The organism is Paracoccus sp. NIOT.M2S5SZ12 (assembly GCF_057748165.1).
Genome location: NZ_JBYLFR010000005.1, coordinates 175,026 through 198,567 on the forward strand (window position 1 = coordinate 175,026; position 23,542 = coordinate 198,567).

Here is a 23,542-nt window from a genome sequence, read left to right on the forward strand (position 1 = left end):
GCGTGCGGCTGACGTGACGTCCGCGTCACTTGCGACAGATCGTCCGTGTCCTTCCTGCAACGCATGCCTGCGGGCTGGACAAAACCGGCACGTCGTGAAAGGGGAAACTGCCAAACGATCTTACCGCAAGGATACCCCCCATGCAGATTCGTGAGGCCCTCACATTCGACGACGTCCTCTTGGTGCCGGCAGCCTCGACCGTGCTGCCGTCGACGGCCGACGTCACCACCCATGTCACCCGCGCGATCCGGATGAACATTCCGCTGCTGTCCTCGGCGATGGACACGGTCACGGAGAGCCGCATGGCCATCGCCATGGCGCAGGCCGGGGGGATGGGGGTGATCCATCGCAACCTGACCACCGAGCAGCAGGCCGACGAGGTCCGGCGCGTGAAGCGGTTCGAGAGCGGCATCGTCTACAATCCGATCACCCTGACTCCCGACCAGACCCTGGCCGACGCCAAGGCGTTCCAGGACCGCTACAATGTCACCGGCTTTCCCGTGGTCAATGCCGACGGGCGCGTGGTGGGCATCGTCACGAACCGCGACATGCGCTTTGCCAGCGACGACCGCACCCCGGTCCGCGCCATGATGAGCGCCGAGAACCTGGCCATCCTGCGTGAGCCCGCCGACCGGGCCGAGGCGATCAGCCTGATGAAGGCGCGCCGCATCGAGAAGCTTCTGGTGACCGACGCCTCGGGCAAGCTGACGGGCCTGCTGACGCTGAAGGACACCGAGAAGGCGGTTCTGAACCCCTTGGCCTGCAAGGACGAGATGGGCCGCCTGCGCGTCGCCGCCGCCTCGACCGTGGGCGACGAGGGATTTGAGCGCAGCTGCGCGCTGATCGAGGCGGGCGTGGACATGGTCGTCATCGACACCGCGCATGGCCATTCCGCGGGGGTCGCCCGCGCGGTCGAGCGCGTCAAGGCGTTCCGCGAGGGCGTGCAGGTCGTGGCCGGCAACGTCGCCACCGCAGAGGCCACGCGGGCGCTGATCGGCGCGGGCGCGGATGCGGTCAAGGTCGGCATCGGGCCGGGCAGCATCTGCACCACCCGGATCGTCGCGGGCGTGGGCGTGCCGCAGCTGACCGCGATCATGGATGCGGTGTCGGGCGCGGGCGACGTGCCGATCATCGCTGATGGCGGCATCAAGTTCAGCGGCGATTTCGCCAAGGCCATCGCCGCGGGCGCCAGCTGCGCCATGGTCGGCAGCGCCATCGCCGGCACCGACGAGAGCCCCGGCGAGGTGATCCTGTACCAGGGCCGCAGCTTCAAGTCCTATCGCGGGATGGGCAGCCTGGGCGCCATGGCGCGCGGTTCGGCCGACCGCTATTTCCAGAAGGACGCGGCCAGCGACAAGCTGGTCCCCGAGGGGATCGAGGGGCAGGTGCCCTACAAGGGCACGGCCAACGCCGTCGTCCACCAGCTGGTCGGCGGCCTGCGCGCCGCGATGGGCTATACCGGCTGCGCCACCGTGGCCGAGATGCGCACCAACTGCGAATTCGTCCGCATCACCGGGGCGGGCCTCAAGGAGAGCCACGTCCATGACGTGCAGATCACCCGCGAGAGCCCGAACTATCGCCTGGGCTGATCGGCCCACCGCGCGGACATGAGAAAGGCGGCCCTTGCGGGGGCCGCCTTTTTCGTGGGGATGCGGGGGCGCGTGGCCCCCGCGCGGCATCAGGCCGCGATGTCGAAGCGGTCGGCGTTCATCACCTTGACCCAGGCCGCGACGAAGTCATTCAGGAACTTCTGCGCGTTGTCGTCCTGGGCATAGACCTCGACATAGCTGCGCAGGATCGAGTTCGACCCGAAGGTCACGTCCACGCGCGAGGCCTGCCACTTGACCGCATCCGTCCTGCGGTCGCGGATCTCATAGACCTCCGCGTCGCCTTGGGCCTTGGTCCAGCGGTTCGCCATGTCCGTCAGGTTGACGAAGAAGTCCTGCGTCAGCGCGCCTTCGCGGTCGGTCAGCACGCCCAGCTTCGATCCGCCATGGTTCGCGCCGATCACCCGCAGCCCGCCCAGCAGGACGGTCATCTCGGGCGCGGTCAGGCCCAGGAGCTGCGCGCGGTCCAGCAGCAGTTCTTCGGCATTGATCGCGTAATCGGCCTTCAGCCAGTTGCGGAAGCCGTCATGCAGCGGCTCCAGCGCCTCGAAGCTCTCGACATCGGTCTGCTCCTGGCTTGCGTCGCCGCGGCCGGGGGCAAAGGGGACGCTGATGCGGTGACCCGCAGCCTCGGCCGCCTTCTCGATGCCCAGATTGCCGGCCAGCACGATCACGTCGGCCAGCGGCACGCCCGCCTCGTCGGCGATGGGCTGCAGGACGGACAGGACGCGGGCCAGACGCTCGGGTTCGTTGCCGGCCCAGTCCTTCTGCGGCTCCAGACGGATGCGGGCGCCGTTCGCGCCGCCGCGCAGGTCCGACCCGCGGAAGGTCCGCGCGCTGTCCCAGGCCGTGGTCACCATCTCGGCCACGGTCAGGTCGGTCGCGGCGATCCGCGCCTTCAGCCCCTCGACGTCGTAATCGGTGCGCCCGGCCGGAACCGGGTCCTGCCAGATCAGGTCCTCGGACGGCACGTCGGGTCCAACATAGCGCGCCTTGGGGCCTATGTCGCGGTGGGTCAGCTTGAACCAGGCGCGGGCGAAGGCGTCGTCGAAGCTGGCCGGATCGGCGATGAACTTCTCGCAGATCGCGCGATAGGCGGGGTCCATCTTCATGGCCATGTCCGCATCGGTCATGATGGGCATGGTCTTGATCGACGGGTCCTCCACGTCGGCGGGCATGTCCTCGGGCTTGATGTCCACGGGTTCCCACTGCCAGGCGCCGGCGGGCGACTTGCGCAGCTCCCACTCATGGCCGAACAGCATGTCGAAATAGCCCATGTCCCACCGGGTCGGGTTCGCGGTCCACGCGCCCTCGATGCCGCTGACCATCTGGTCGCGGCCGATGCCGCGGCGGCCCTCCTGCGCGTTCCAGCCCAGGCCCTGCTCGTGCAGCGCCGCGCCCTCGGGCTCCGCGCCCATGTTCTCGGCCCGGCCGTTGCCGTGGCACTTGCCGATGGTGTGGCCGCCCGCGGTCAGCGCGACCGTCTCCTCGTCGTTCATGGCCATCCGGGCGAAGGTCTCGCGGATGTGCTGTGCGGTGGCCAGCGGATCGGGCTGACCGTTCACGCCCTCGGGGTTCACGTAGATCAGGCCCATCTGCACGGCGGCCAGGGGGTTCTCCATCGTGTCGGGCTTGGCGACATCGGCATAGCGGGTGTCGGACGGGGCCAGGAACTCCTTCTCGGCGCCCCAGTAGATGTCCTTCTCGGGGTGCCAGATGTCCTCGCGGCCGAAGGCAAAGCCGAAGGTCTTCAGGCCCGCCTGCTCATAGGCAATGGTGCCGGCCAGCACGATCAGGTCGGCCCAGCTGACCTTGTTGCCGTACTTCTTCTTGATCGGCCACAGCAGGCGGCGGCCCTTGTCGGTGTTGTTGTTGTCGGGCCAGCTGTTCAGCGGCGCGAAACGCTGGTTGCCGGTGCCCGCACCGCCGCGCCCGTCGCCAAGGCGATAGGACCCCGCCGCGTGCCACGCCACCCGCGCGAACATGCCGACATAGCTGCCCCAATCCGCCGGCCACCAGTCCTGGCTGTCGGTCATCAGCGCGCGCACGTCGTTCTTGAGCGCCTCGACATCCAGCGACTTCAGCGCTTCGCGATAATTGAAGTTGGGGCCGAGCGGATTCGTCTTGCGGTCGTGCTGGTGCAGGATGTCGAAGTTCAGCGCGCTGGGCCACCAGTCGGTGTTCGAGGCCTGGGTGTTGGTATGGCTGCCATGCATCACGGGGCATTTGCCGGTGCTATTGATCGGGTTGCCGTCCATGTCGGTCTCCATCTTGCTGGCCCCCGACGCGGTGCGGAAGGGGCGGGCGAATCGTCGTGGCACAAGATACCCCGGCAGAACCATAAGGTGAATTTGGTTTGTCTGATTGTCGAGGAAAGAAAGCCTGATGAAGCGGCGCATTTGCACGGGCCGACCCCGCCGTGCTAACCGGCATGGGACCCATCGCAGCCCCGGACATGCCATGCCCCGCCCTTGCCTTTCCGCCCCCGTCGCCGCACCGGTGCGCCGATGACGCCTGCGGCCCGCATCGCCGCCGCGATCGGCATCCTGGATCAGGTTCTGGCTGGCAGCCCGGCGGAACAGGCGCTGCTGCGCTGGTCGCGGGCCAGCCGCTTTGCCGGCGCCGCCGATCGGGCGGCGCTGCGCGATCTGGTCTTTGGTGCCTTGCGGCGCCGCGACAGCCTTGCGGCCTTGGGCGGCGCGCTGAGCGGTCGCGGCCTGATGATCGGCCATGCCCGGGCCGAGGGGCTGGACCTGGGGGCGATCTTCACTAGCACGGGACACGCCCCGGCGGCGCTGACCGAAGCCGAGGCGTCGGTGTCGCCGCCGGAGACGCTGCCGGACGATCTGCCCGACTGGCTGCGCCCGGCCTGGAGCCGCGCTTTGGGCCCGCAGGCGGCGGCCGTGGCCACGGCGATGACCGCGCGCGCCCCGGTCTGGCTGCGGGTGAACCTGGCCCGCACCGATCCCGACCGCGCCGCCGCCCTGCTGGCCGAGGAGGGTATCGCCACCGAACCCGACGGCACGCTGGCCTCCGCGCTGCGGGTCACGGCGGGAGAGCGGCTGGTCGCCCGGTCCCGCACCTATGAGGCGGGGCTGGTCGAGCTTCAGGACCTCTCGCCGCAACGGGCCTGCGCCGCGCTGGACCTCGCGCCGGGGCAGCGGGTGCTGGACTATTGCGCGGGCGGCGGCGGCAAGGCGCTTGCCCTGGCCGCGCGCCAGCCCGGCCTGCGCATCGCGGCGCATGATGCGATCCCTGCGCGCATGGCCGACCTTCCGGCCCGCGCGACCCGCGCGGGGGCCGCGATCCGCATCGACACCCGCCCGCAGGGCCCGTTCGATCTGGTCGTGGCCGATGTGCCCTGTTCGGGATCGGGCACCTGGCGGCGGACGCCCGACGCCAAATGGCGGTTGGACCAGGCGGCGCTGGACCGGGTGGTGGCGCTGCAGGCGCAGATCCTGGACCGGGCGGCGGGCCTGGTCGGGCAGGGGGGGCGGCTGGCCTACATGACCTGTTCTCTGCTGGAGGCCGAGAACGGCGGTCAGATCGACGCCTTTCTGGCGCGCAACCCCGATTTCCGGGCCGGGCAGCGGCATCTCTGGACGCCCGTCTGCGGTGGGGACGGGTTCTTCCTGGCCGAATTGCATCGCGGTTAACGCGCGCTTAACCCCTGACGCGCTAGGATGGCGCAAGGCTGACGGCACAGGGACGATTCGCATGGCGCATCTGGACGAACAGGCGGGACTGCCGCGCGGCGCGCTGGCGGCTCTGCCGCTGCTGCTGGCGCCGATGGTGCTGGGGGCGGCGGTCCTCGTCGTGCGGCCGGGGGCCGCGACGGGTCTGGCCGGGGTCATGGTGGGCACGGTGGCGGTGGCGTGGTACCTGCTGGGCGGCGCGGTCGCCGTGTCGCATCTGGCGCGCGGCCTCGCCGCGCGGCGGGCCCTGCGCGCGATCCGCGGAGAGGTGGCCGCAGCCGCCGATCCGGTCTGGATCTGCGATCCGCGGGGCCAGGTCCTCTATCAGAACGACGCCGCGCGCGACGCGTTCGAGGATCTGACCGGGCGACCGATCCTATCGCTGATGGCGCGGCTGCGCGCCGATGCCCAAGGTCAGCTGGACGCGCTGACGGCGCGGGCCATGCGGCTCGGCAACGCCGACCTGGATCTGGGCGGAGAGGAAATTTTGTCGCTGTCTTGCCTGCCCGACGCGCCGCTGCAGATCTGGTCGTGGAACCGCGCGGGCCTGCGCCCCGACCCTTACGAGGCCGCCCTGGCCATGGCCGACGATGCCCCGTCGGATGACTTCGACGCGATCCCCGTGGCCCTGCTGCGCCTGTCGGCGCAGGGCACGATCCACCGCGCCAACGCCGCCGCGCGCCAGCTTCTGGACGGCATGCTGGCCGAGGACGGGCACGACCAGAATATCGCCGAGTTGCTGGAGGGTCCGGGCCGTCCGATGGCCGACTGGCTCGCCGATCTGGGCGCGGGCCGTATCGCCCCGCGCCCCGAGATGCTGCGCCTGCGCCATCCCGACAGCCGCCAAGGCGAGATGCGCGACCGCCACTTCCAGCTGTCCCTGGCGCGCGACCCCCGCGACCCGGCGCGGATGATCGCGGTGCTGACCGATGCCAGCGCGCTGAAGACGCTGGAGGCGCAGTTCGTCCAGAGCCAGAAGATGCAGGCCATCGGCCAGCTGGCGGGGGGCGTCGCGCATGACTTCAACAATCTCCTGACCGCGATCGGCGGCCATTGCGATCTGCTGATGCTCAAGCGCGACAAGGGCGATCCGGACTTTGCCGACCTGGATCAGATCAGCCAGAACGCGAACCGCGCGGCGGCCCTGGTGGGCCAGCTGCTGGCCTTCTCGCGCAAGCAGAAGCTGAAGCTGGAGACGCTGGACCTGCGCGACACGCTGGCCGATCTCACGCATCTGCTGAACCGCCTGGTGGGTGAGCGGGTGGGTCTGCGCATCACCTACGATCCCGCGCTGCGGGCGATCCGCGCCGACAAGCGCCAACTGGAGCAGGTCATCATGAACCTGGTCGTGAACGCGCGCGATGCGATGCCCCAAGGTGGAGAGATCACCGTGCGCACCGAGAATGTGCGTCTGCTCGAGCCTCTGGCCCGCGACCGCGCGACCCTTCCCTGCGGCGACTATGTGCGCATCGAGGTGCGCGACCAAGGCTGCGGCATCGCGCCCGATCACCTGACCAAGATCTTCGAGCCGTTCTTCACGACCAAGCGCACCGGAGAGGGCACGGGCTTGGGCCTGTCGACGGCCTACGGCATCGTCAAGCAGACCGGCGGCTTTATCTTCTGCGACAGCGTCATTGGCGAGGGAACGGTCTTTTCGCTGTACTTTCCGGCCCATGCACGCGTGATCGAGGCTGCGGCCCCGGCCGCGAAGCCCGCCCCGCGTCCCGCGCCGCAACTGCAGGCCGGCCCCCGCGCGACGGTCCTTCTGGTCGAGGATGAGGCCCCCGTCCGCGCCTTCGCGTCACGCGCGCTGACGCTCAAGGGCTACGAGGTGCTCGAGGCGGCCTCCGGCGAGGCGGCGCTGGCGCTGCTGCAAGGGTGCGACGCGCCGATCGACATCTTCGTCACCGATGTGGTGATGCCGGGCATGGACGGGCCGACGTGGATCCGCGAGGCGCGGCAGCGTCATCCCAATGCCAAGGTGATCTTCATGTCGGGCTATACCGAGGACATCTTCGTGGATGGCCAGGTGCCCGTCGAGGACGCGCTGTTCCTGGCCAAGCCCTTCACGCTCAGTGAACTGACCCAGATGGTCGAGATGCAGCTGACCACCCCCGCGCGCGGCGTCACGCAGCACTGATCGCCCCCACCTCAGGCGCGGACGAGACTGTCGTAGAGCATCATGTCGCGCGTCATCGTCTCGCGCAGACGAGCCTCGGCGGCGTCGTCCAGGGTCACGTCAACACTGGGCGGCACGTTGATGCGCGGCAGTTCGATGGCGCAGTCCAGCCGCCCTTCCAAGAAGTCGACGAAGCCCGCGATGTCCTCGTAGGGAAAGATCCGGTCTACGCGACGCGGTCCGGCGGTCAGGAAGTCGCTCTGGCAGCCGATCCCCTGATGTGCGGGGCCCCCGGCGCGGGCATGTTCGGCGGCGAAGTCGGCGAAGCTGATGCCCTCCATCGGATGGACCGGATCGTCATGGTCGTCGCGCAGCTTGAAGCGATACCAGCTGCGCAACCAGTCGACCGGCTCGCGCATCAGGGCGACGGTCGTGAAGGTCTCGCCGGTCTGTGCCTGCAGCCACGGTCCCATGAAGCGGTCGTAGGTCGCGATGTCGGTATGCTTGAGCGCGGCGGGGCGCTGAAGCGAGGCCGAGGCCAGCGAATCCAGCGCCATCTCGATTGCGGTCGAGCCGGTCTTGGGCGTGGCGAGGAACACAAGCCTCTGGTCCCAGAATATCAGCATTGACGCTCTCCGTTCCTGTCTTTCGGCGGTCAGACGCGCTGGATAGCGGCCGGGCGGAACGCTGTAAACGACTTGTTAACCGCTTCCGGGCGATGCTGGACCGGCGAATCGTCCGTTAACCACAACATCCTTGAATTCCGGCTCGGGATCGACCATTTGTGGTGAACAAGACAAGAACATCTGTCCGGTCGAGCGCATTGCCCCTCCGGGGAGGCTGTGAAATAACATGAGGATCACATGGCACAGGCGAGCATCTTCGACATGACGGACAAACGCGCGGCGGACAAGCAGAAGGCGCTGGACAGTGCCTTGGCCCAGATCGAACGGCAGTTCGGCAAGGGCTCGATCATGAAGCTGGGCAAGGACAGCCCGGTGGCCGAGATCGAGGCGACCTCGACCGGCTCGCTTGGGCTTGACATCGCGCTTGGCATCGGCGGGCTGCCCAAGGGGCGCATAATCGAGATCTTCGGGCCGGAAAGCTCAGGTAAAACCACGCTGACGCTGCATGTCGTGGCCGAGGAACAGAAGAAGGGTGGCGTCTGCGCCTTCGTCGATGCGGAACATGCGCTGGACCCGCAATACGCCAAGAAGCTGGGCGTGAACCTGGATGAGCTGCTGATCAGTCAGCCCGACACGGGCGAACAGGCGCTTGAGATCGTCGACACGCTGGTGCGGTCGGGCGCGGTCAGCCTGGTCGTGGTCGACTCGGTCGCGGCGCTGACGCCCAAGTCCGAGATCGAGGGTGACATGGGCGACATGCAGATGGGCAGCCAGGCCCGTCTGATGAGTCAGGCCATGCGCAAGCTGACCGCCAGCATCGGGCGCAGCAACTGTATGGTGATCTTCATCAACCAGATTCGCATGAAGATCGGCGTGATGTTCGGCAACCCCGAGACCACGACGGGCGGCAACGCGCTGAAATTCTATGCCTCGGTACGTCTGGACATCCGCCGCACCGGCGCGGTCAAGGATCGCGACGAGGTCGTGGGCAACTCGACCCGCGTCAAGGTGGTCAAGAACAAGGTCGCGCCGCCCTTCCGGCAGGTCGAGTTCGACATCATGTACGGCGAGGGCATAAGCAAGGTCGGCGAACTGATCGACCTGGGCGTCAAGGCCGGCGTGGTCGAGAAGTCGGGGGCCTGGTATTCCTATGGCGACGAGCGCATCGGCCAGGGCCGTGAAAACGCCAAGCAGTTCCTGCGCGACCGGCAGGATGTGGCCTTCGCCATCGAGGACAAGATCCGCGCGAGCCACGGCCTTGAGTTCGGGGTGGCTGAGGGCGGCGAGGATGACGCGCTGACCGAGGAGTGATCCGGTTGCGGCGCTGACCTGCCCCTGATCCTGACTGAGCGCCGAGGCATAGCCTCGGCGCGTTCCTTTTTTCCCGCGACCCGGCTGATGCCGGTTCGCGGGCGGGTTCGCTGGACAGGGATGCGGGCGGCGGTTAGACCAAGGACCGAACCGGCCCGGCCGGAGACACCCCTACGATGAAGGCCCGCCATGCCCAGTCTGAATGACATCCGCTCGACTTTCCTCGGCTATTTCGAGAAGAACGGCCACCGCGTCGTGGAGAGTAGCCCGCTTGTCCCGCGCAACGATCCCACGTTGATGTTCGCCAATTCCGGCATGGTGCAGTTCAAGAACCTGTTCACCGGCGTCGAGACGCGCGACTACAACCGTGCGACCACCGCGCAGAAATGCGTGCGCGCGGGCGGCAAGCACAACGACTTGGACAATGTGGGCTATACCGCGCGGCACCACACCTTCTTCGAGATGCTGGGCAATTTCAGCTTTGGCGACTACTTCAAGACGCAGGCGATCCCCTATGCCTGGGATCTGCTGACCAAGGAGTTCGGCATTCCCAAGGACCGGCTGCTGGTCACCGTCTATCACACCGATGACGAGGCGGCCGAGATCTGGAAGAAGGTCGCGGGCCTCAGCGACGACCGCATCATCCGCATACCGACCAGCGACAACTTCTGGCAGATGGGGCCGACCGGGCCCTGCGGCCCCTGCACCGAGATTTTCTTCGACCATGGCGACAAGATCTGGGGCGGCCCTCCAGGCAGCGCGGATGAGGATGGCGACCGCTTCATCGAGATCTGGAACCTCGTCTTCATGCAGAACGAGCAGTTCGAGGACGGCTCGATGCGCGCGCTGGACATGCAGTCCATCGACACCGGCATGGGGCTGGAGCGGATCGGGGCGCTCTTGCAGGGCAAGCATGACAACTACGACACCGACCTGATGCGGTCGTTGATCGAGGCCAGCGCCAACGTGACCAGCGTGGACCCGGACGGGCCGGGCAAGGTGCATCACCGGGTGATCGCGGATCACCTGCGCTCGACCAGCTTCCTGATCGCGGATGGGGTGATGCCCTCGAACGAAGGGCGCGGCTATGTGCTGCGCCGGATCATGCGGCGGGCGATGCGGCATGCGCATATGCTGGGGGCGCAGGACCCGGTCATGCACAAGCTGGTCCCGGCGCTGGTGCGCCAGATGGGAGCGGCGTATCCGGAGCTGACCCGCGCGCAGGCGATGATCGAGGAGACGCTGCGCTCAGAGGAGACGCGGTTCCGCCAGACGCTGGACCGGGGTCTGCGGCTTCTGGACGATGAGCTGGCGAAGCTGCCCGAGGGGGCGGATCTGCCGGGCGAGGCGGCGTTCAAGCTGTACGACACCTTTGGCTTCCCGCTGGACCTGACGCAGGATGCGCTGCGCGAGAAGGGTCGCGCTGTGCAGATCGAGGGCTTCGATGCCGCCATGGCCGAGCAGAAGCGCATGGCGCGCGCGGCCTGGAGCGGGTCGGGCGAGGCGGCGGATGCCAAGGTCTGGTTCGAACTGGCCGAGAAGCATGGCGCGACCGAGTTCCTGGGCTATGACACCGAGGAGGCCGAGGGTCAGGTCACGGCTTTGGTGATCGACGGGGCCGAGGTCGCCGAGGCGGGCGCGGGCACGAAGGTCGCCATCGTGGTGAACCAGTCGCCCTTCTATGCCGAGAGCGGCGGTCAGGTGGGCGATACCGGCCTGATCAGGACCGAGACGGGGGCGGCGCGCGTCACCGACACCAAGAAGGTCGCGGGCGTCTTCCTGCACCAGGCCGAGGTGACGATGGGCACAATCAGCCGCGGGCAGGGCGCGCAGCTGGCCGTGGATCACGACCGCCGCGGCGCGATCCGCGCGAACCATTCGGCGACGCATCTGCTGCACGAGGCGCTGCGCGGCGCTCTGGGCGAGCATGTCGCGCAGCGGGGCAGCCTGAACGCGCCGGACCGTCTGCGCTTTGACTTCAGCCATAACAGCGCGGTCAGCGCCGAGGAGATGGCGCGGATCGAGGCGGAGGTGAACGGCTTCATCCGGCAGAACAGCCCGGTCGAGACGCGGATCATGACGCCCGACGATGCGCGCGCCCTGGGGGCGCAGGCGCTGTTCGGCGAGAAATACGGCGACGAGGTGCGCGTCGTGTCGATGGGCGCGCAGCCCGGCAGCGGCAAGGGCGCGGATGGCGCAACCTATTCGCTGGAGCTGTGCGGCGGCACGCATGTGGCGCGGACGGGCGATATCGGGGCCTTCGTGCTGCTGGGCGACGTGGCCTCCAGCGCAGGCGTGCGGCGGATCGAGGCGCTGACCGGTCAGGCGGCGCTGGACCATCTGCGCGATGCGGACAGCCGCTTGGGCGAGATCGCGGGCATCCTCAAGGCGCAATCGGCCGAGGTGGTGAACCGCGTCCGGGCCCTGGCCGATGAGCGCAAGGCGCTGGCCAATGAGGTCGCGCAGCTGAAGCGGCAGCTGGCCATGGGCAGTGGTGGCGCATCCGAGGCGGAGGAAATCGCGGGCGTCAGGTTCATCGCCCGACAGGTCGAGGGCGTGGGCGGCAAGGAGCTGGGCGCGCTGGTCGACGAGATGAAGGCCTCCTTGGGCAGCGGCGCGGTGCTGTTGCTGGCCGAGGATGGCGGCAAGGCGACCGTCGCGGCCGGCGTGACGCCCGACCTGACCGGCCGGATCAGCGCGGTGGCGCTGGTCCAGGCCGCGACCGCCGCGTTGGGCGGCAAGGGCGGAGGCGGCCGCCCCGACCGGGCACAGGGGGGCGCCCCCTCGCTCGCGGCCGCGGAAACGGCGTTCCAGGACGCCCGCAAGATCATCGAGGACAGCAAATGACGGCTTTGTGGATTGCCCATGTGCATGTGACGGACCCCGACGCCTATGGCCTTTACGCTATGGCGGCGGGACCTGCGATCGCGGCCCATGGGGGCGTCTTCCTGGCACGCGCCGGGCGGTATCACGTTCTGGAGGGCACGGATCGCGCCCGCCATGTGGTCGCGCGCTTTCCGTCGCTGGAGGCGGCGGTTGCCTGTTATCATAGCAATGAGTACCAGGCGGCCCTGTCGCATGCCAAAGGGGCCAGCGAACGCGACCTCGTGATCGTTGAAGAGGCTCCGCCCGCAACGGAATAGGTGAATCCTTCAGACTTTCGTGCTAGCCCTGTCACAAAAGAGACGTGAAGGGGCAGGGCATGTGTCGTTGGGCCGCCTATCTGGGCGCACCGATCTTTCTGGAGGATATCGTCAGCCGGCCGGCGCATTCGCTGATCCGGCAGAGCCAAGGCGCGACGCGCTGCCAGACGCCGGTGAATGCCGACGGGTTCGGCATCGCCTGGTATGGCGAGCGGCCCGAGCCGGGACTTTACCGCGATGTCATGCCCGCATGGTCGGACCCGAACCTGCGCAGCCTGGTGGCGCAGGTGCGGTCGGGGCTGTTCATGGCGCATGTGCGCGCCTCGACCGGGACGGCGACCAGCCGCAACAACTGCCATCCCTTCGCGGTGGGGCGGTGGAGCTTCATGCATAACGGGCAGTTCGGCGGATATGACGGGTTTCGCCGCCATGCCGACGTGCTGATTCCCGATGAGCATTACCCGCATCGCAAGGGCGCGACCGACAGCGAGGCGCTGTTCCTGATCGCCCTGGGCGAAGGGTTGGACCATGACCCCAAGGGCGCGATGGAGCGGGCCTTGGGCAAGCTGGGCGCGCTGGCGCATCGGTGGGGCGTGGCGCCGCATGTGCGCGCGGCCTGCGCCCTGTCGGACGGACAGCGGCTCTATGCACTGCGCACCAGCAGCGACGATCAGGCGCCGTCGCTCTATCACCGCTGGTCGGCGACGCGTCAGGGCTGGGCGGTCGTGTCCGAGCCGCTGGAGACGGACGAGGCCGATTGGCAGGAGGTCCCGCAGGGCAGCTTCTGTACATTCGAGGCCGACCGCGTGAGGATCGAACCGTTCTGCCCCGAAGTGCTGAGCGCCGCAGCCTGAGCGATCAGGCCGGGGCCTCCTCGGGTTCGTGGGTCAGCTGCCGGGACGGTTCCACCGCGACATGCGGGCGGCGGAAGACCAGCAGGTTGTGATAGACCGTGCTGCGCCCGGTCAGGCCGCTACGCTCCTCGCTTGGCAGGACCTCGGCGCGGACATATTCCCACCCGTCGGCGGCCATGCGGTTCATCTCGGCCGCCAGCGACAGGGCATAGCGGTCCACCGGCGTCTTGGCGGTCTGGGCCTTGTCGGACCGGGCCGGCGCGGGGATGACGGAATATTCGTAGCGCATCGGGATGTCCTGTCGGAGAAGGGGGATCAGAGGCCCAGCTTGCGGGCCACCAGCTCATTCACGGCGGCGGGGTTGGCCTTACCGCCGGTGGCCTTCAGGACCTGACCCACGAACCAGCCCGCCAGCTTTGGGTTGGCGCGGGCCTTCTCGACCTGGGCGGGGTTGTCGGCGATGATCTGGTCGACGGCGGCCTCGATCGCGCCCAGGTCGGTGACCTGCTTCATGCCGCGATCCTCGACGATCTGCGCCGGATCGCCGCCTTCGGTCCAGAGGATCTCGAACAGGTCCTTGGCGATCTTGCCCGAGATCGCGCCAGACCCGATCAGGTCGATCACGCCGCCCAGCTGCGCGGCCGAGACCGGAGAGGTCGCGATGGTCAGCCCCTCCTTGTTCAGGCGCCCGAACAGCTCGTTGATGACCCAGTTCGCGGCCATCTTTCCGTCGCGGCCCGCGGCCACGGCCTCGAAGTAATCCGCATTCTCGACCTCGGCGGTCAGTACTCCGGCATCGTATTCCGACAGGCCAAGGACGGTGACGAACCGGGCCTTCTTCTCATCGGGCAGCTCGGGCATGGAGGCCGCGATGTCGTCCACCCAGGCCTGCTCGATCTCCAGCGGCAGCAGGTCGGGATCGGGGAAGTAGCGATAGTCATGCGCCTCCTCCTTCGACCGCATCGACCGCGTCTCGCCACGGTCGGGGTCATAGAGGCGCGTCTCCTGCACGATCTTTCCGCCATCCTCCAAGATCGCGATCTGGCGCCGCGCCTCATAGTCGATGGCGGCCTGGATGAAGCGCATGGAGTTCATGTTCTTGATCTCGCAGCGCGTGCCCAGATGGCCGAAATCGCCGGTCTCCTGGAACCGTTCGTAATCGCCGGGCTTGCAGACGCTGACGTTCACGTCGGCGCGCAGGTTGCCGTTCTGCATGTTGCCGTCGCAGGTGCCCAGATAGCGCAGGATCTGGCGCAGCTTGACCACATAGGCGGCAGCTTCCTCGGGGCCGCGGATGTCGGGGCGGCTGACGATCTCCATCAGCGCGACGCCGGTGCGGTTCAGATCCACGAAGGACATGGTCGGGTCCATGTCATGGATCGACTTGCCCGCGTCCTGCTCAAGGTGGATGCGCTCGATGCGGACGCGGCGCGCGACGCCGGGGCCCATGTCCACCAGGATCTCTCCCTCGCCGACGATGGGATGATAGAGCTGGCTGATCTGATAGCCCTGCGGCAGGTCGGGATAGAAGTAGTTCTTGCGGTCGAAGGCGCTGCGCAGGTTGATGTCGGCCTTGAGGCCCAGCCCGGTGCGCACGGCCTGCGCCACGCAGAATTCGTTGATGACCGGCAGCATGCCCGGCATGGCCGCGTCCACGAAGGCCACGTTGCTGTTCGGTTCCGACCCGAAGCGGGTCGAGGCACCCGAGAACAGCTTGGCGTTGGAGGAGACCTGGGCATGGACCTCCAACCCGATCACCAGCTCCCAATCGCCTTGCGCGCCCTGGATCACCTTGGGCTTCGGGGCGGTATAGGTCAGGTCGAGCATGGCGGGCCTCTTGGACGGCGGTAACGGTCTGGCCGGTGTTCTAGGCCATGCCCGCGCCATTGTCACGGCCCGCCCGCCGCATCGTCTGCGAATCATCCCGCGCGGCAGGGAAAGTTAAAATGCGGTGCATCCGGCGCGGGTGGCCAACGGGCCATCGGCGGAAATCCGACCATCGCGCATCGGCGTCGCGGCGGGTTCCCGCCGACCCAAATCGTTCTTCTTGCAGGATTTTCGGGAAGCCTTAATCGGGATGTTGACGAAACCACCCCTTGAGGTCCCGATGCGCGTCGCGCTTTCCCTTGCCGCACTGGCCCTGATGGCCGCCTGCTCCACGACGACCTCCGGCCCCTCCCAGGCCCAGATCGAGGCCGAGGAGATGGCCCTTGCCCAGGTTCCCCCGATGCGGTGGGGAGAGCGCAGCGGGTCCGACGAATGGACCCGCGCCACGATGGAGGCCCTGGACCGCGAAGGCGTGACCATGCTGTCCAGCGTGCCCCATGACATCGCGGAATTCTGCCCCAACTATCGCCAGCTGGCGCCCACGGGCCGCAAGGCGTTCTGGGCGGGCCTCCTGTCGGCAGTGGCGAGGCATGAAAGCACCTTCAACCCGCAGGCCGCCGGCGGCGGCGGGCGCTGGATCGGGCTGATGCAGATCGCACCCGCGACCTGGCGCAACTATGGCTGCACCGGCAATATCCGCGACGGCGCCGACAACATGGCCTGCGCGGTCAAGATCGCGGCCGAGCAGGTCGGGCGCGACAATGCCGTGGCGCGCTCGGATGGCGGCTGGCGCGGCGTGGCGCGGGACTGGGCGCCGATGCGCAGCAGCAAGAAGCGCGCCGACATCGCGGCCTGGACCTCCAGCCAAAGCTACTGCACCACGCAGGGCTGAGGCCGGATCACATCGGGAAAGGGGGCCGTTCGCGGCCCCCTTTTTCGTCAGCGCAGCGCGGACAGGATGCGCGCCCAGGACCGGGCGCCCTTGGCAAAGCTCTCGACGTCGTACTTTTCGTTCGGGGAGTGGATGCGGTCGTCGTCGCGGGCAAAGCCGATCAGCATGGAATCCATGCCCAGCAACTGCTTGAAATCGCCAGCGATCGGAATAGAGCCGCCCGCGCCGATATAGGCCGCGTCGCGCCCCCATTCCGCGCCAAGCGCGTCGCGCGCCTGCCCGAAGGCGGGGTCCGAGATGTCCATCACGCTGGCCGGGCTGGCGCCGTGGTCGTGGAATTCGACCCGGCAGTCGGCGGGGACGAATCGCCGGACATGCTCCTGGAAGGTGCGCCGGACCGCATGCGGGTCCTGAGTGCCGGTCAGGCGGAAGCTGACCTTGGCACGGGCGCTGGCGGGCAGGACGGTCTTGAACCCGTCGCCCGCATAGCCGCCGGCGATGCCGTTGATCTCGGCCGTCGGCTGGTTCCAGACCATCTCCAGCGCCGTGCGCCCCTTCTCGCCGATGGGCTGGGACAGTCCCACGCGGCCCAGATACTCGGCCGCGTCGAAGTCCAACGCCTGCCAGTCGCGGGCCAGTTCCGGCGGCAGGTCCTGCACACCGTCATAGAAGCCGGGCAGGGTGACGCGGCCGGTGTCATCCTTCAGCGCCGCCAGCGCCTGCGCCAGGATCATGATCGGGTTGGCGGCCAGCCCGCCGAAGCTGCCCGAATGCAGGTCGCGGTCGGCAGCATGGATCACCACCTCCTGGCCGACCAGGCCGCGCAGCTGCGTGGTGATCGCGGGCCGTCCGTCGGCATAGCGCGCGGTGTCGCAGATGATCGCCAGATCGGCGCGCAGGTCGCCTGCATGGGCCTCCAGGAATGGACGCAGCGAGGGCGAGCCGGATTCTTCCTCGCCCTCGAACAGCAGGATCAGGTCCGAGGGCAGGGCGCCATGCACGGCCTTCCACGCCCGGAAGGCCTCCACGAAGGTCATCAGCTGACCCTTGTCGTCCGAGGCGCCGCGCCCGCGGATCACCCGGCGCTGCGGCGTGTCCTCCAGCGCGGGCTGGAAGGGCGGGCGGTCCCAGAGCGCCAGCGGATCGACCGGCTGCACGTCGTAATGGCCATAGAACAGCAGCGGCCGCGCCCCGCCCGGTTCGCTGCGGGCGGTGACCATCGGATGGCCGGGCGTGTCGTGGACCTGGACCGCGAAGCCCAGCTCCTCCAGCTCGGCGGCCAGCCAGGACGCCGCCGCGCGCACATCGCCCGCATGGGCCGGATCGGTCGAGATCGAGGGGATCTCCAGGAACCGCAGCAGCCTGTCCAGCGCAGGCTCCAGCCCCGCATCCAGCTGCGTCAGGATGTCGTCCAACCTTGTCTCTTTGCCCATGTTTCCCATCTCTTGCGGTGTCGGTTTCGGATGCCCGCCTGCGCCTTTCGTCGAATCGCGACGTTTTCGGCCTGTTTTTTTCGCGATCTGACCTCTATCAAGGCAGACAGCGCGCGGTCGGACAATGATCGCACCCAGCCAGCTATGCAAGGGATCGCCCGCAATGAAGTACGACGCCGCCCTGGACAAGGCCATCGCCCGTCTGCACGAGGAAGGCCGCTATCGGACCTTCATCGACATCGAACGTGCGAAGGGCCGCTTTCCCCAGGCCGTGTGGAACCGTCCGGACGGTCAGCGGCAGGAGATCACCGTCTGGTGTGGCAACGACTATCTGGGCATGGGTCAGCATCCCGTCGTCCTGTCGGCCATGCATGAGGCGCTGGACGCCACCGGTGCGGGTTCGGGCGGCACGCGTAACATCAGCGGCACGACGGTCTATCACAAGCGGCTGGAGGCCGAGCTGGCCGATCTGCACGACAAGGAGGCCGCGCTGGTCTTCTCCAGCGCCTACATCGCGAATGACGCGACGCTCTCGACCCTGCCCAAGCTGTTCCCCGGCCTGATCATCTATTCGGACGAGTTGAACCACGCCTCCATGATCGAGGGGATCAAGCGCAACGGCGGCGCCAAGCGCATCTTCCGTCACAACGACCTGGCCCATCTGCGCCAGCTGATGGCGGCGGACGACCCGGATGCGCCCAAGCTGATTGCCTTCGAATCGATCTATTCGATGGACGGCGATTTCGGTCCCATCGAGGGGTTCTGCGACCTGGCCGACGAATTCGGCGCGCTGACCTATCTGGACGAGGTCCATGCCGTCGGCATGTACGGCCCCCGCGGCGGCGGCGTGGCCGAACGCGACGGCCTGTCGGGGCGCATCGACATCATCAACGGCACCCTGGGCAAGGCCTTCGGGGTCTTCGGCGGCTATATCGCGGCCGGCGCCAAGATGTGCGACGCGATCCGCTCCTATGCGCCGGGCTTCATCTTCACCACCTCGCTGCCGCCTGCGGTCGCGGCGGGGGCGGCGGCCTCCATCGCCTTCTTGAAGACACCGGAAGGGCAGCAGCTGCGCGACGCGCAGCAATTGCACGCGCGCATCCTGAAAATGCGGCTGAAATCGTTGGGCATGCCGATCATCGACCATGGCAGCCACATCGTGCCGGTCCATGTGGGCCATCCGGTCCACTGCAAGGCGCTGTCGGACATGCTGCTGCGCGATTACGGAATCTACGTCCAGCCGATCAATTTCCCCACCGTGCCGCGCGGCACGGAACGGCTGCGCTTCACCCCCTCTCCGGTGCACGATCCGAAGCAGATCGACCATCTGGTGCGGGCGATGGACGCGCTGTGGTCGCATTGCGCGCTGAATCGCGCCGAATTGAGCGCATGATGCAATCCACGGGTGAACTGCTCTCGCCTGCGTGATAACCTGCGGATAAAGAAGACATCGCAACCTCCGATTCGGAGGCGATCGAGAGCAGGCAATGGGGCATTGGCAATGAGCAGGCTGCGGGCACATGACCCGGCAGAAGAATTCGCGCAGGTCGGCGATAGCGGTCAGTTTATCGACGACGACACGCGCTTGGGCGACCTGATGCGCGGTGAACGGGCCACCTTGGGCAAGTCCCTGCTGGACGTCCAGCGGGAGCTGCGCATCCGTGCGTCCTATGTCGCGGCCATCGAGAATTGCGACATCACCGCCTTCGACACGCCCAGCTTCATCTCCGGCTATGTCCGTTCCTATGCGCGCTATCTGGGCATGGACCCGGATTGGGTGTTCCGCCGGTTCTGCCAGGAATCCGGGTTCCAGCCGACGCATGGCATGGCCCCTTCTGCCGCCGGACCCAAGCCTGCGCGCCGTCCCTCCGACCCGGCCGAGGCGCTAGCCAATCCCCGCGCGCTGTTCATCCCGCAGGAGCGCAGCTTCTGGTCCGAGATCGAGCCGCGCGCGATCGGCGCGATCGTGGTGCTGATGGCCCTGATCGGCGGCTTGGGCTATGGCGGGTGGGCCGTCCTGCAGGAGGTCCAGCGCGTCACCCTGACGCCGGGCGACGACGTCCCGACCGTGGTGGCCGAGCTTGATCCGACCCAGGGCGCCAGGCTGGCCGAACCGGGCATCCAGGGGGCCGAGGACATCGACCTGGCCCGCACCCTGCCGCAGCCCGAGGCGCTGGACCGCCTCTATCGCCCGCAGATCCTCGAGGCGCCGGTCCTGACCGCGCGCGACGGTCCCATTGCGGCCATCGATCCGGGCCTCATGGACAGCAGCGCCACCGTGGACGAGGTCATCGCCCAGGCCGGCCAGGTGACCCAGGTCCCGATGCCGCAGAACCCGCTGGCCCAGCAGGCGGGCGTCACGCAGGTGCCGACCGGCCTTCCGGGCGCGGTCGGGCCGATGCAGGTCGCAGGCGCGACCCAACCCGCCGAGGGTCCGGTCCGCACGCTGGCCCCGGACGCCCCCGCGCTGGAGCTGCTGTCGGTGCGCCCGGCCTGGGTGCGCGTGACATCGGCCGACGGTACGGTGCTGCTGGAAAAGATCATGGATGCGGGCGAACGCTTCACCCTGCCGCCGCTGGAACAGCCGCCGGTTCTGCGGACCGGCAATTCCGGCGCGGTCTATTTCGCGGTGAACGGCCAGACCTATGGACCGGCGGCGCCCGGCGCGCAGGTGGTCAGCGGGATCGAGCTGGCGCCCGCCAGCCTGACCGACCGCTTTGCGCTGGCCGATCCGCAGGCCGACCCGGAGCTGGCGCAGATCATCGCCATGGCGCAGCTGCCCACGACGGATGGTGCTGCGGCGGAACCGGTCGCGGAGTGACCGGTCCCGCCGCGAGGCGGGGTCAGCGGGTCCAGACCCGCTCCAGAAGACCGATCCAGTTGTCGCAGGCGATGCGCGTGATCAGCGCCTCGCCGTAACCTGCGTCGCGCATGGCCTGGATCAGCCGGGGCAGGGCGGCCGCGTCGGGCAGGTCGCGCGGCATCAGCGCGCCGTCGAAATCCGACCCGAAGGCGACGCCGTCCTCTCCCAGGATCTCTAGCAGGTGATCCAGATGTCGGATCATCACGCCCAGATCCTCCAGCGGCAGCCGCCGCCCGTCCTCCCGCAGGAAGCTGGAGGCGAAGTTCATCCCGACCAGCCCGCCGCTGTCGGCGATCTGGCGCAGCTGGCGGTCGGTCAGGTTGCGGCTGCTGGGGCAGAGCGCATGGACCGCGCTGTGGCTGGCGACAAGCGGCGCCGCGGACAGGCGGGCGACATCGTCGAAGCCGGCCTGGTTCAGGTGCGACAGGTCCAGCATGATGCGCAAGGCATCGCAATCGCGCACCAGTGCCCGCCCCGCATCGGTCAGCGGTCCGCCAAGATCGGGACCCGAGGGATAGGCGAAGGGCACCCCCTCGCCGTGATGGGTGGGCCGCGACCAGACCGGTCCGAGCGAGCGCAGCCCCATCGCGTGCCAGGCATGCAGCGCGTCGCTGTCGCGGATCGCCTCCGCCCCCTCCATGTGCATGATCGCGGCGATCGGGCCGCCCGCGCGCGCGGCGTGCAGCACGGTCGCGTCGCGCGCGATGGCCAGCTTGCCCGTCCGCTCCAGCGTCAGCAACGCGGCGGCCTGGGCGAAGGCATGGGGCAGGGCCGCGTCCGGCGCGATGGGGTCGGGCAGGGGCAGGTCGAAGGGCGGGTTCTCCATCGCGGCGACGGCCGCGTGGTCGTTCGGACCTTCGGGCGAGGGCACCCAGATCGCGAAGAACCCGCCGATCATCCCCCCTGCCCGCATCCGCGGCAGGTCCAGATGCCCGCGCCCGTCGCCATGCAGCCACAGCTCCGGCCCGGCCGGGCCCGCCGCGACCACGCGTTGCAGGAAATCGTTGTGACCGTCGAAGACCGGGATCATGGCGCGTCCTTTGCTGTTCAGGGGCAGGATGCACATCGTGCAGCCCGCCGCAATCCCGCTTGGCGCAAGCTGCGTCGCGGGGTTAGGCTGACCCGGCACAGCATCGCCAGCGAAAGGCCAGCCCATGCCCCGCATCACCCCCGATTTCGATGGCCAGACCGTCATCACCACCTTCGAACTGACGCCGGGCACGGCGCATGACGTGCTGGAGATGCTGACCGCGGCCTGGTCCGAGGTCATCAGCCGCCAGCCGGGCTGCTTGGGCGGGGCGATCCATCTGAACGACGCGCAGACCCGCATTGCCACCTATTCCCAGTGGCGCGACCGGCGCGACTATCAGGCGATGCTGCGCGACCCCGAGATGCGGCGCCGCAACCGCGAGATCCACGCCATGTGCCGCAGCTTCGAGCCGGTGATGTACGAGGTGCAGTCCGTCCATCCCTGAGGGCGCATGCTGCACGCGCAGAAACCCCGTGCATTCGCCCGCGCCCCTGCTTAGGCTGGCGCAAACGGACGGAGGACGGCATGACCGGGCGCATCATCACCGTGGCCCAGCAGAAGGGCGGATCCGGCAAGACCACCCTGGCGGTCAATCTGGCGGTCAGCCTGCATGGCCGCGGGCATTCCGTGGCGCTGGTCGACACCGATCCGCAGGGCAGCATGGGCCGATGGTTCATGGAACGCATGGCCGCGCAGGGCGAGGACGAGGCGATGGATTTCTCGACCTCCTCGGCTTGGGGGGCCAGCTACGAATCGGAGAAGCTGAAGCGCCGCTTTGATTTCGTGATCATCGACACGCCGCCCAAGATCGACAGCGACCTGCGTCCCGCGCTGCGGGTGGCCGATCTGGTCGTGGTGCCGGTCGCGACCAGCCATGTGGACCTGTGGGCGACGGAGGGCGTGCTGGACCTGGCGCGGCGCGAGAAGGCGCCGCTGCTGATGGTGCTGAACCGAACCCGGCCCGGCACGCGCCTGTCGGTCGAGGTCGCGGCCAAGGCCGAGGAACTGGGCGCGGCCGTGGCTGCGACCCAGATCGCCAACCGCGTCGCCTATGCCGAGAGTCTGGGCCTGGGCCTCGGCGTTCAGGAGCGTCCGAAAGGGCCGTCGCATGCCGAGATGGCGGCCCTGACCGACGAGATCCTGGCGCTGATCTAGCGGCAGTAGCGCTCGGCCTGCGCGGCGAAGTTGCGATAGCGCGCCCAGAAGGCGTTGTCGGCGTCGCGCTTGGAGGTGCGGACCTCCTGCGCGCGGTGCGGGTCGCGGAAGAAGTCCGCAGCGCGACGCTGGTCCGAACGCGACAGGGTCTGGTTCGCGACCTGCTGGATGCAGCCGCAGAGCGGCGCATTGCCGCGCGCGCGGTCGGAGCGGACGCAGGCGCTGTCAATGGGTCCGGCCATCGCCAGGGGCGTGGTCATGACGATCGCGGCGGCCGCGATGACGAAACGGTTCAGCATGGGACTGTCTCCTCGGAATGCCTCGGGTCGCGGGCCTGCCGGTTGGGCCGGTTCTTGGGGGCGCCGCGCCATCTGGCGATCCTAGCAGCAAGCAGGCCCGCGCTCAATCGCGACGAGGCCCGGCGGACCGATCAGGCGGCGGGAATCGGCCGGGGCGAGAATCCGGCCTGCACGAGGGCGGATTCGGCGCGTGCCGGGTCCAGCCCCTCGACGGTGACGCGCTTTTGGGGCAGATCGACGGTGGCCCGGCCGCCGGCGGCGGTCACGGCCTCCTCGATCGCGGCCTTGCAGTGGTTGCAGCTCATGTCGGGGACAAAGAAGATCATCGGACGCTCCTGTTGGATGCGCCGATCGTGACGCAGGGCGGGTGCGCCCGCAAGGGGATGCCATGACCGCCTTCGACGCCATCGGGTTGGATGCCGACGACACGCTGTGGGAGAACGAGACCTTCTTCCGGGTGACCGAGGCCGAATTCTGTGCCCTTCTGGCCGATCACGGGGACCGCGAGGCCATCGCCGGGCGCCTTTACGACACCGAGAGCGCGAACCTGGCCCGCTATGGCTATGGCATCAAGGGGTTCATGCTCTCCATGGCGTTGTTGCAGAACTCTCCCCGTGAAGGATTCACTTGGTGAATCCATGCGGTTAGATGGGCAGCATGAGCAAGCCCAAGCCCGCCCGCTACCGCA

21 protein-coding genes are annotated in these 23,542 nt (G+C 68.3%); 13 read left to right on the forward strand and 8 right to left on the reverse strand.

What is annotated here, in order from left to right:
* The first annotated feature begins 140 nt into the window (after window positions 1-140).
* A complete protein-coding gene (gene guaB / locus AC2SGK_RS06845) occupies window positions 141-1,589 on the forward strand; it encodes an IMP dehydrogenase (RefSeq protein WP_488322836.1) in 1,449 nt (482 codons plus the stop codon).
* Between the two features lie 89 nt (window positions 1,590-1,678).
* Here the strand turns inward: guaB and katG are convergent, their stop codons facing one another.
* On the reverse strand, window positions 1,679-3,865 hold the full coding sequence (gene katG, locus AC2SGK_RS06850; RefSeq protein WP_488322860.1) for a catalase/peroxidase HPI: 2,187 nt from the start codon (window positions 3,863-3,865) through the stop codon (window positions 1,679-1,681).
* A gap of 249 nt (window positions 3,866-4,114) precedes the next feature.
* Here katG and AC2SGK_RS06855 point away from each other — a divergent pair, with 249 nt between their 5' ends.
* Both AC2SGK_RS06855 and AC2SGK_RS06860 read left to right on the forward strand, forming a co-directional pair.
* Window positions 4,115-5,263: an RsmB/NOP family class I SAM-dependent RNA methyltransferase gene (locus AC2SGK_RS06855; RefSeq protein WP_488322837.1), complete on the forward strand. Its 1,149-nt coding sequence runs from the start codon at window positions 4,115-4,117 to the stop codon at window positions 5,261-5,263.
* 61 nt (window positions 5,264-5,324) lie between these two features.
* Window positions 5,325-7,442: an ATP-binding protein gene (locus tag AC2SGK_RS06860; protein ID WP_488322838.1), complete on the forward strand. Its 2,118-nt coding sequence runs from the start codon at window positions 5,325-5,327 to the stop codon at window positions 7,440-7,442.
* 11 nt (window positions 7,443-7,453) lie between these two features.
* On the opposite strand, the gene AC2SGK_RS06865 is transcribed toward AC2SGK_RS06860, so the two are convergent.
* Window positions 7,454-8,047 (reverse strand): hypothetical protein, encoded by a 594-nt coding sequence (locus AC2SGK_RS06865; protein ID WP_488322839.1) that lies wholly within the window; start codon window positions 8,045-8,047, stop codon window positions 7,454-7,456.
* 237 nt (window positions 8,048-8,284) lie between these two features.
* Between AC2SGK_RS06865 and recA the strand changes: the two genes are divergently transcribed.
* The 4 genes from recA to AC2SGK_RS06885 all read left to right on the forward strand — a co-directional run bounded on the left by recA (window position 8,285) and on the right by AC2SGK_RS06885 (window position 13,355).
* A complete protein-coding gene (gene recA / locus AC2SGK_RS06870; protein ID WP_488322840.1) occupies window positions 8,285-9,358 on the forward strand; it encodes a recombinase RecA in 1,074 nt (357 codons plus the stop codon).
* Window positions 9,359-9,547: 189 nt separating this feature from the next.
* Window positions 9,548-12,205 carry an alanine--tRNA ligase gene (alaS, locus tag AC2SGK_RS06875; RefSeq protein WP_488322841.1) on the forward strand — a complete coding sequence of 886 codons (2,658 nt, stop codon included), beginning with the start codon at window positions 9,548-9,550 and terminating at the stop codon, window positions 12,203-12,205.
* The gene (locus tag AC2SGK_RS06880; RefSeq protein ID WP_488322842.1) at window positions 12,202-12,501 is read left to right on the forward strand and encodes a DUF1330 domain-containing protein; all 300 of its coding nucleotides are present in this window, start codon (window positions 12,202-12,204) and stop codon (window positions 12,499-12,501) included. The genes alaS and AC2SGK_RS06880 overlap by 4 nt, the downstream gene beginning before the upstream one ends.
* A 59-nt stretch (window positions 12,502-12,560) precedes the next feature.
* Window positions 12,561-13,355, forward strand: a complete 795-nt coding sequence (locus AC2SGK_RS06885; protein WP_488322843.1) for a class II glutamine amidotransferase — start codon at window positions 12,561-12,563, stop codon at window positions 13,353-13,355.
* Window positions 13,356-13,359: 4 nt separating this feature from the next.
* On the opposite strand, the gene AC2SGK_RS06890 is transcribed toward AC2SGK_RS06885, so the two are convergent.
* Window positions 13,360-13,644, reverse strand: a complete 285-nt coding sequence (locus tag AC2SGK_RS06890; RefSeq protein ID WP_488322844.1) for a DUF4177 domain-containing protein — start codon at window positions 13,642-13,644, stop codon at window positions 13,360-13,362.
* A 26-nt stretch (window positions 13,645-13,670) separates the two neighbouring features.
* A complete protein-coding gene (gene gatB / locus AC2SGK_RS06895) occupies window positions 13,671-15,182 on the reverse strand; it encodes an Asp-tRNA(Asn)/Glu-tRNA(Gln) amidotransferase subunit GatB (protein ID WP_488322845.1) in 1,512 nt (503 codons plus the stop codon).
* Between the two features lie 280 nt (window positions 15,183-15,462).
* On the opposite strand from gatB, the gene AC2SGK_RS06900 reads away from it, so the two are divergent.
* Window positions 15,463-16,074, forward strand: coding sequence for a lytic transglycosylase domain-containing protein (locus AC2SGK_RS06900; protein WP_488322846.1), 612 nt, complete (start codon window positions 15,463-15,465; stop codon window positions 16,072-16,074).
* 47 nt (window positions 16,075-16,121) lie between these two features.
* On the opposite strand, the gene AC2SGK_RS06905 is transcribed toward AC2SGK_RS06900, so the two are convergent.
* The gene (locus AC2SGK_RS06905) at window positions 16,122-17,507 is read right to left on the reverse strand and encodes a M20/M25/M40 family metallo-hydrolase (RefSeq protein WP_488322847.1); all 1,386 of its coding nucleotides are present in this window, start codon (window positions 17,505-17,507) and stop codon (window positions 16,122-16,124) included.
* 163 nt (window positions 17,508-17,670) lie between these two features.
* Between AC2SGK_RS06905 and hemA the strand changes: the two genes are divergently transcribed.
* Both hemA and AC2SGK_RS06915 read left to right on the forward strand, forming a co-directional pair.
* Window positions 17,671-18,900 (forward strand): 5-aminolevulinate synthase, encoded by a 1,230-nt coding sequence (gene hemA, locus AC2SGK_RS06910; protein ID WP_488322848.1) that lies wholly within the window; start codon window positions 17,671-17,673, stop codon window positions 18,898-18,900.
* 108 nt (window positions 18,901-19,008) lie between these two features.
* Window positions 19,009-20,328 (forward strand): helix-turn-helix domain-containing protein, encoded by a 1,320-nt coding sequence (locus tag AC2SGK_RS06915; RefSeq protein WP_488322849.1) that lies wholly within the window; start codon window positions 19,009-19,011, stop codon window positions 20,326-20,328.
* A 22-nt stretch (window positions 20,329-20,350) separates the two neighbouring features.
* Here AC2SGK_RS06915 and AC2SGK_RS06920 read toward each other — a convergent pair whose 3' ends face one another.
* The gene (locus tag AC2SGK_RS06920; protein WP_488322850.1) at window positions 20,351-21,400 is read right to left on the reverse strand and encodes a dipeptidase; all 1,050 of its coding nucleotides are present in this window, start codon (window positions 21,398-21,400) and stop codon (window positions 20,351-20,353) included.
* 124 nt (window positions 21,401-21,524) lie between these two features.
* Here AC2SGK_RS06920 and AC2SGK_RS06925 point away from each other — a divergent pair, with 124 nt between their 5' ends.
* Both AC2SGK_RS06925 and parA read left to right on the forward strand, forming a co-directional pair.
* The gene (locus tag AC2SGK_RS06925) at window positions 21,525-21,845 is read left to right on the forward strand and encodes an antibiotic biosynthesis monooxygenase family protein (protein ID WP_411836855.1); all 321 of its coding nucleotides are present in this window, start codon (window positions 21,525-21,527) and stop codon (window positions 21,843-21,845) included.
* An 80-nt stretch (window positions 21,846-21,925) separates the two neighbouring features.
* Window positions 21,926-22,555 carry a ParA family partition ATPase gene (gene parA, locus AC2SGK_RS06930; protein ID WP_488322851.1) on the forward strand — a complete coding sequence of 210 codons (630 nt, stop codon included), beginning with the start codon at window positions 21,926-21,928 and terminating at the stop codon, window positions 22,553-22,555.
* On the opposite strand, the gene AC2SGK_RS06935 is transcribed toward parA, so the two are convergent.
* Both AC2SGK_RS06935 and AC2SGK_RS06940 read right to left on the reverse strand, forming a co-directional pair.
* Window positions 22,552-22,854 (reverse strand): hypothetical protein, encoded by a 303-nt coding sequence (locus AC2SGK_RS06935; protein WP_411836853.1) that lies wholly within the window; start codon window positions 22,852-22,854, stop codon window positions 22,552-22,554. The genes parA and AC2SGK_RS06935 overlap by 4 nt on opposite strands.
* Before the next feature lie 131 nt (window positions 22,855-22,985).
* The gene (locus AC2SGK_RS06940; protein ID WP_488322852.1) at window positions 22,986-23,180 is read right to left on the reverse strand and encodes a heavy-metal-associated domain-containing protein; all 195 of its coding nucleotides are present in this window, start codon (window positions 23,178-23,180) and stop codon (window positions 22,986-22,988) included.
* 62 nt (window positions 23,181-23,242) lie between these two features.
* Between AC2SGK_RS06940 and AC2SGK_RS06945 the strand changes: the two genes are divergently transcribed.
* A complete protein-coding gene (locus tag AC2SGK_RS06945; protein ID WP_488322853.1) occupies window positions 23,243-23,488 on the forward strand; it encodes a hypothetical protein in 246 nt (81 codons plus the stop codon).
* Window positions 23,489-23,542 lie beyond the last annotated feature (54 nt).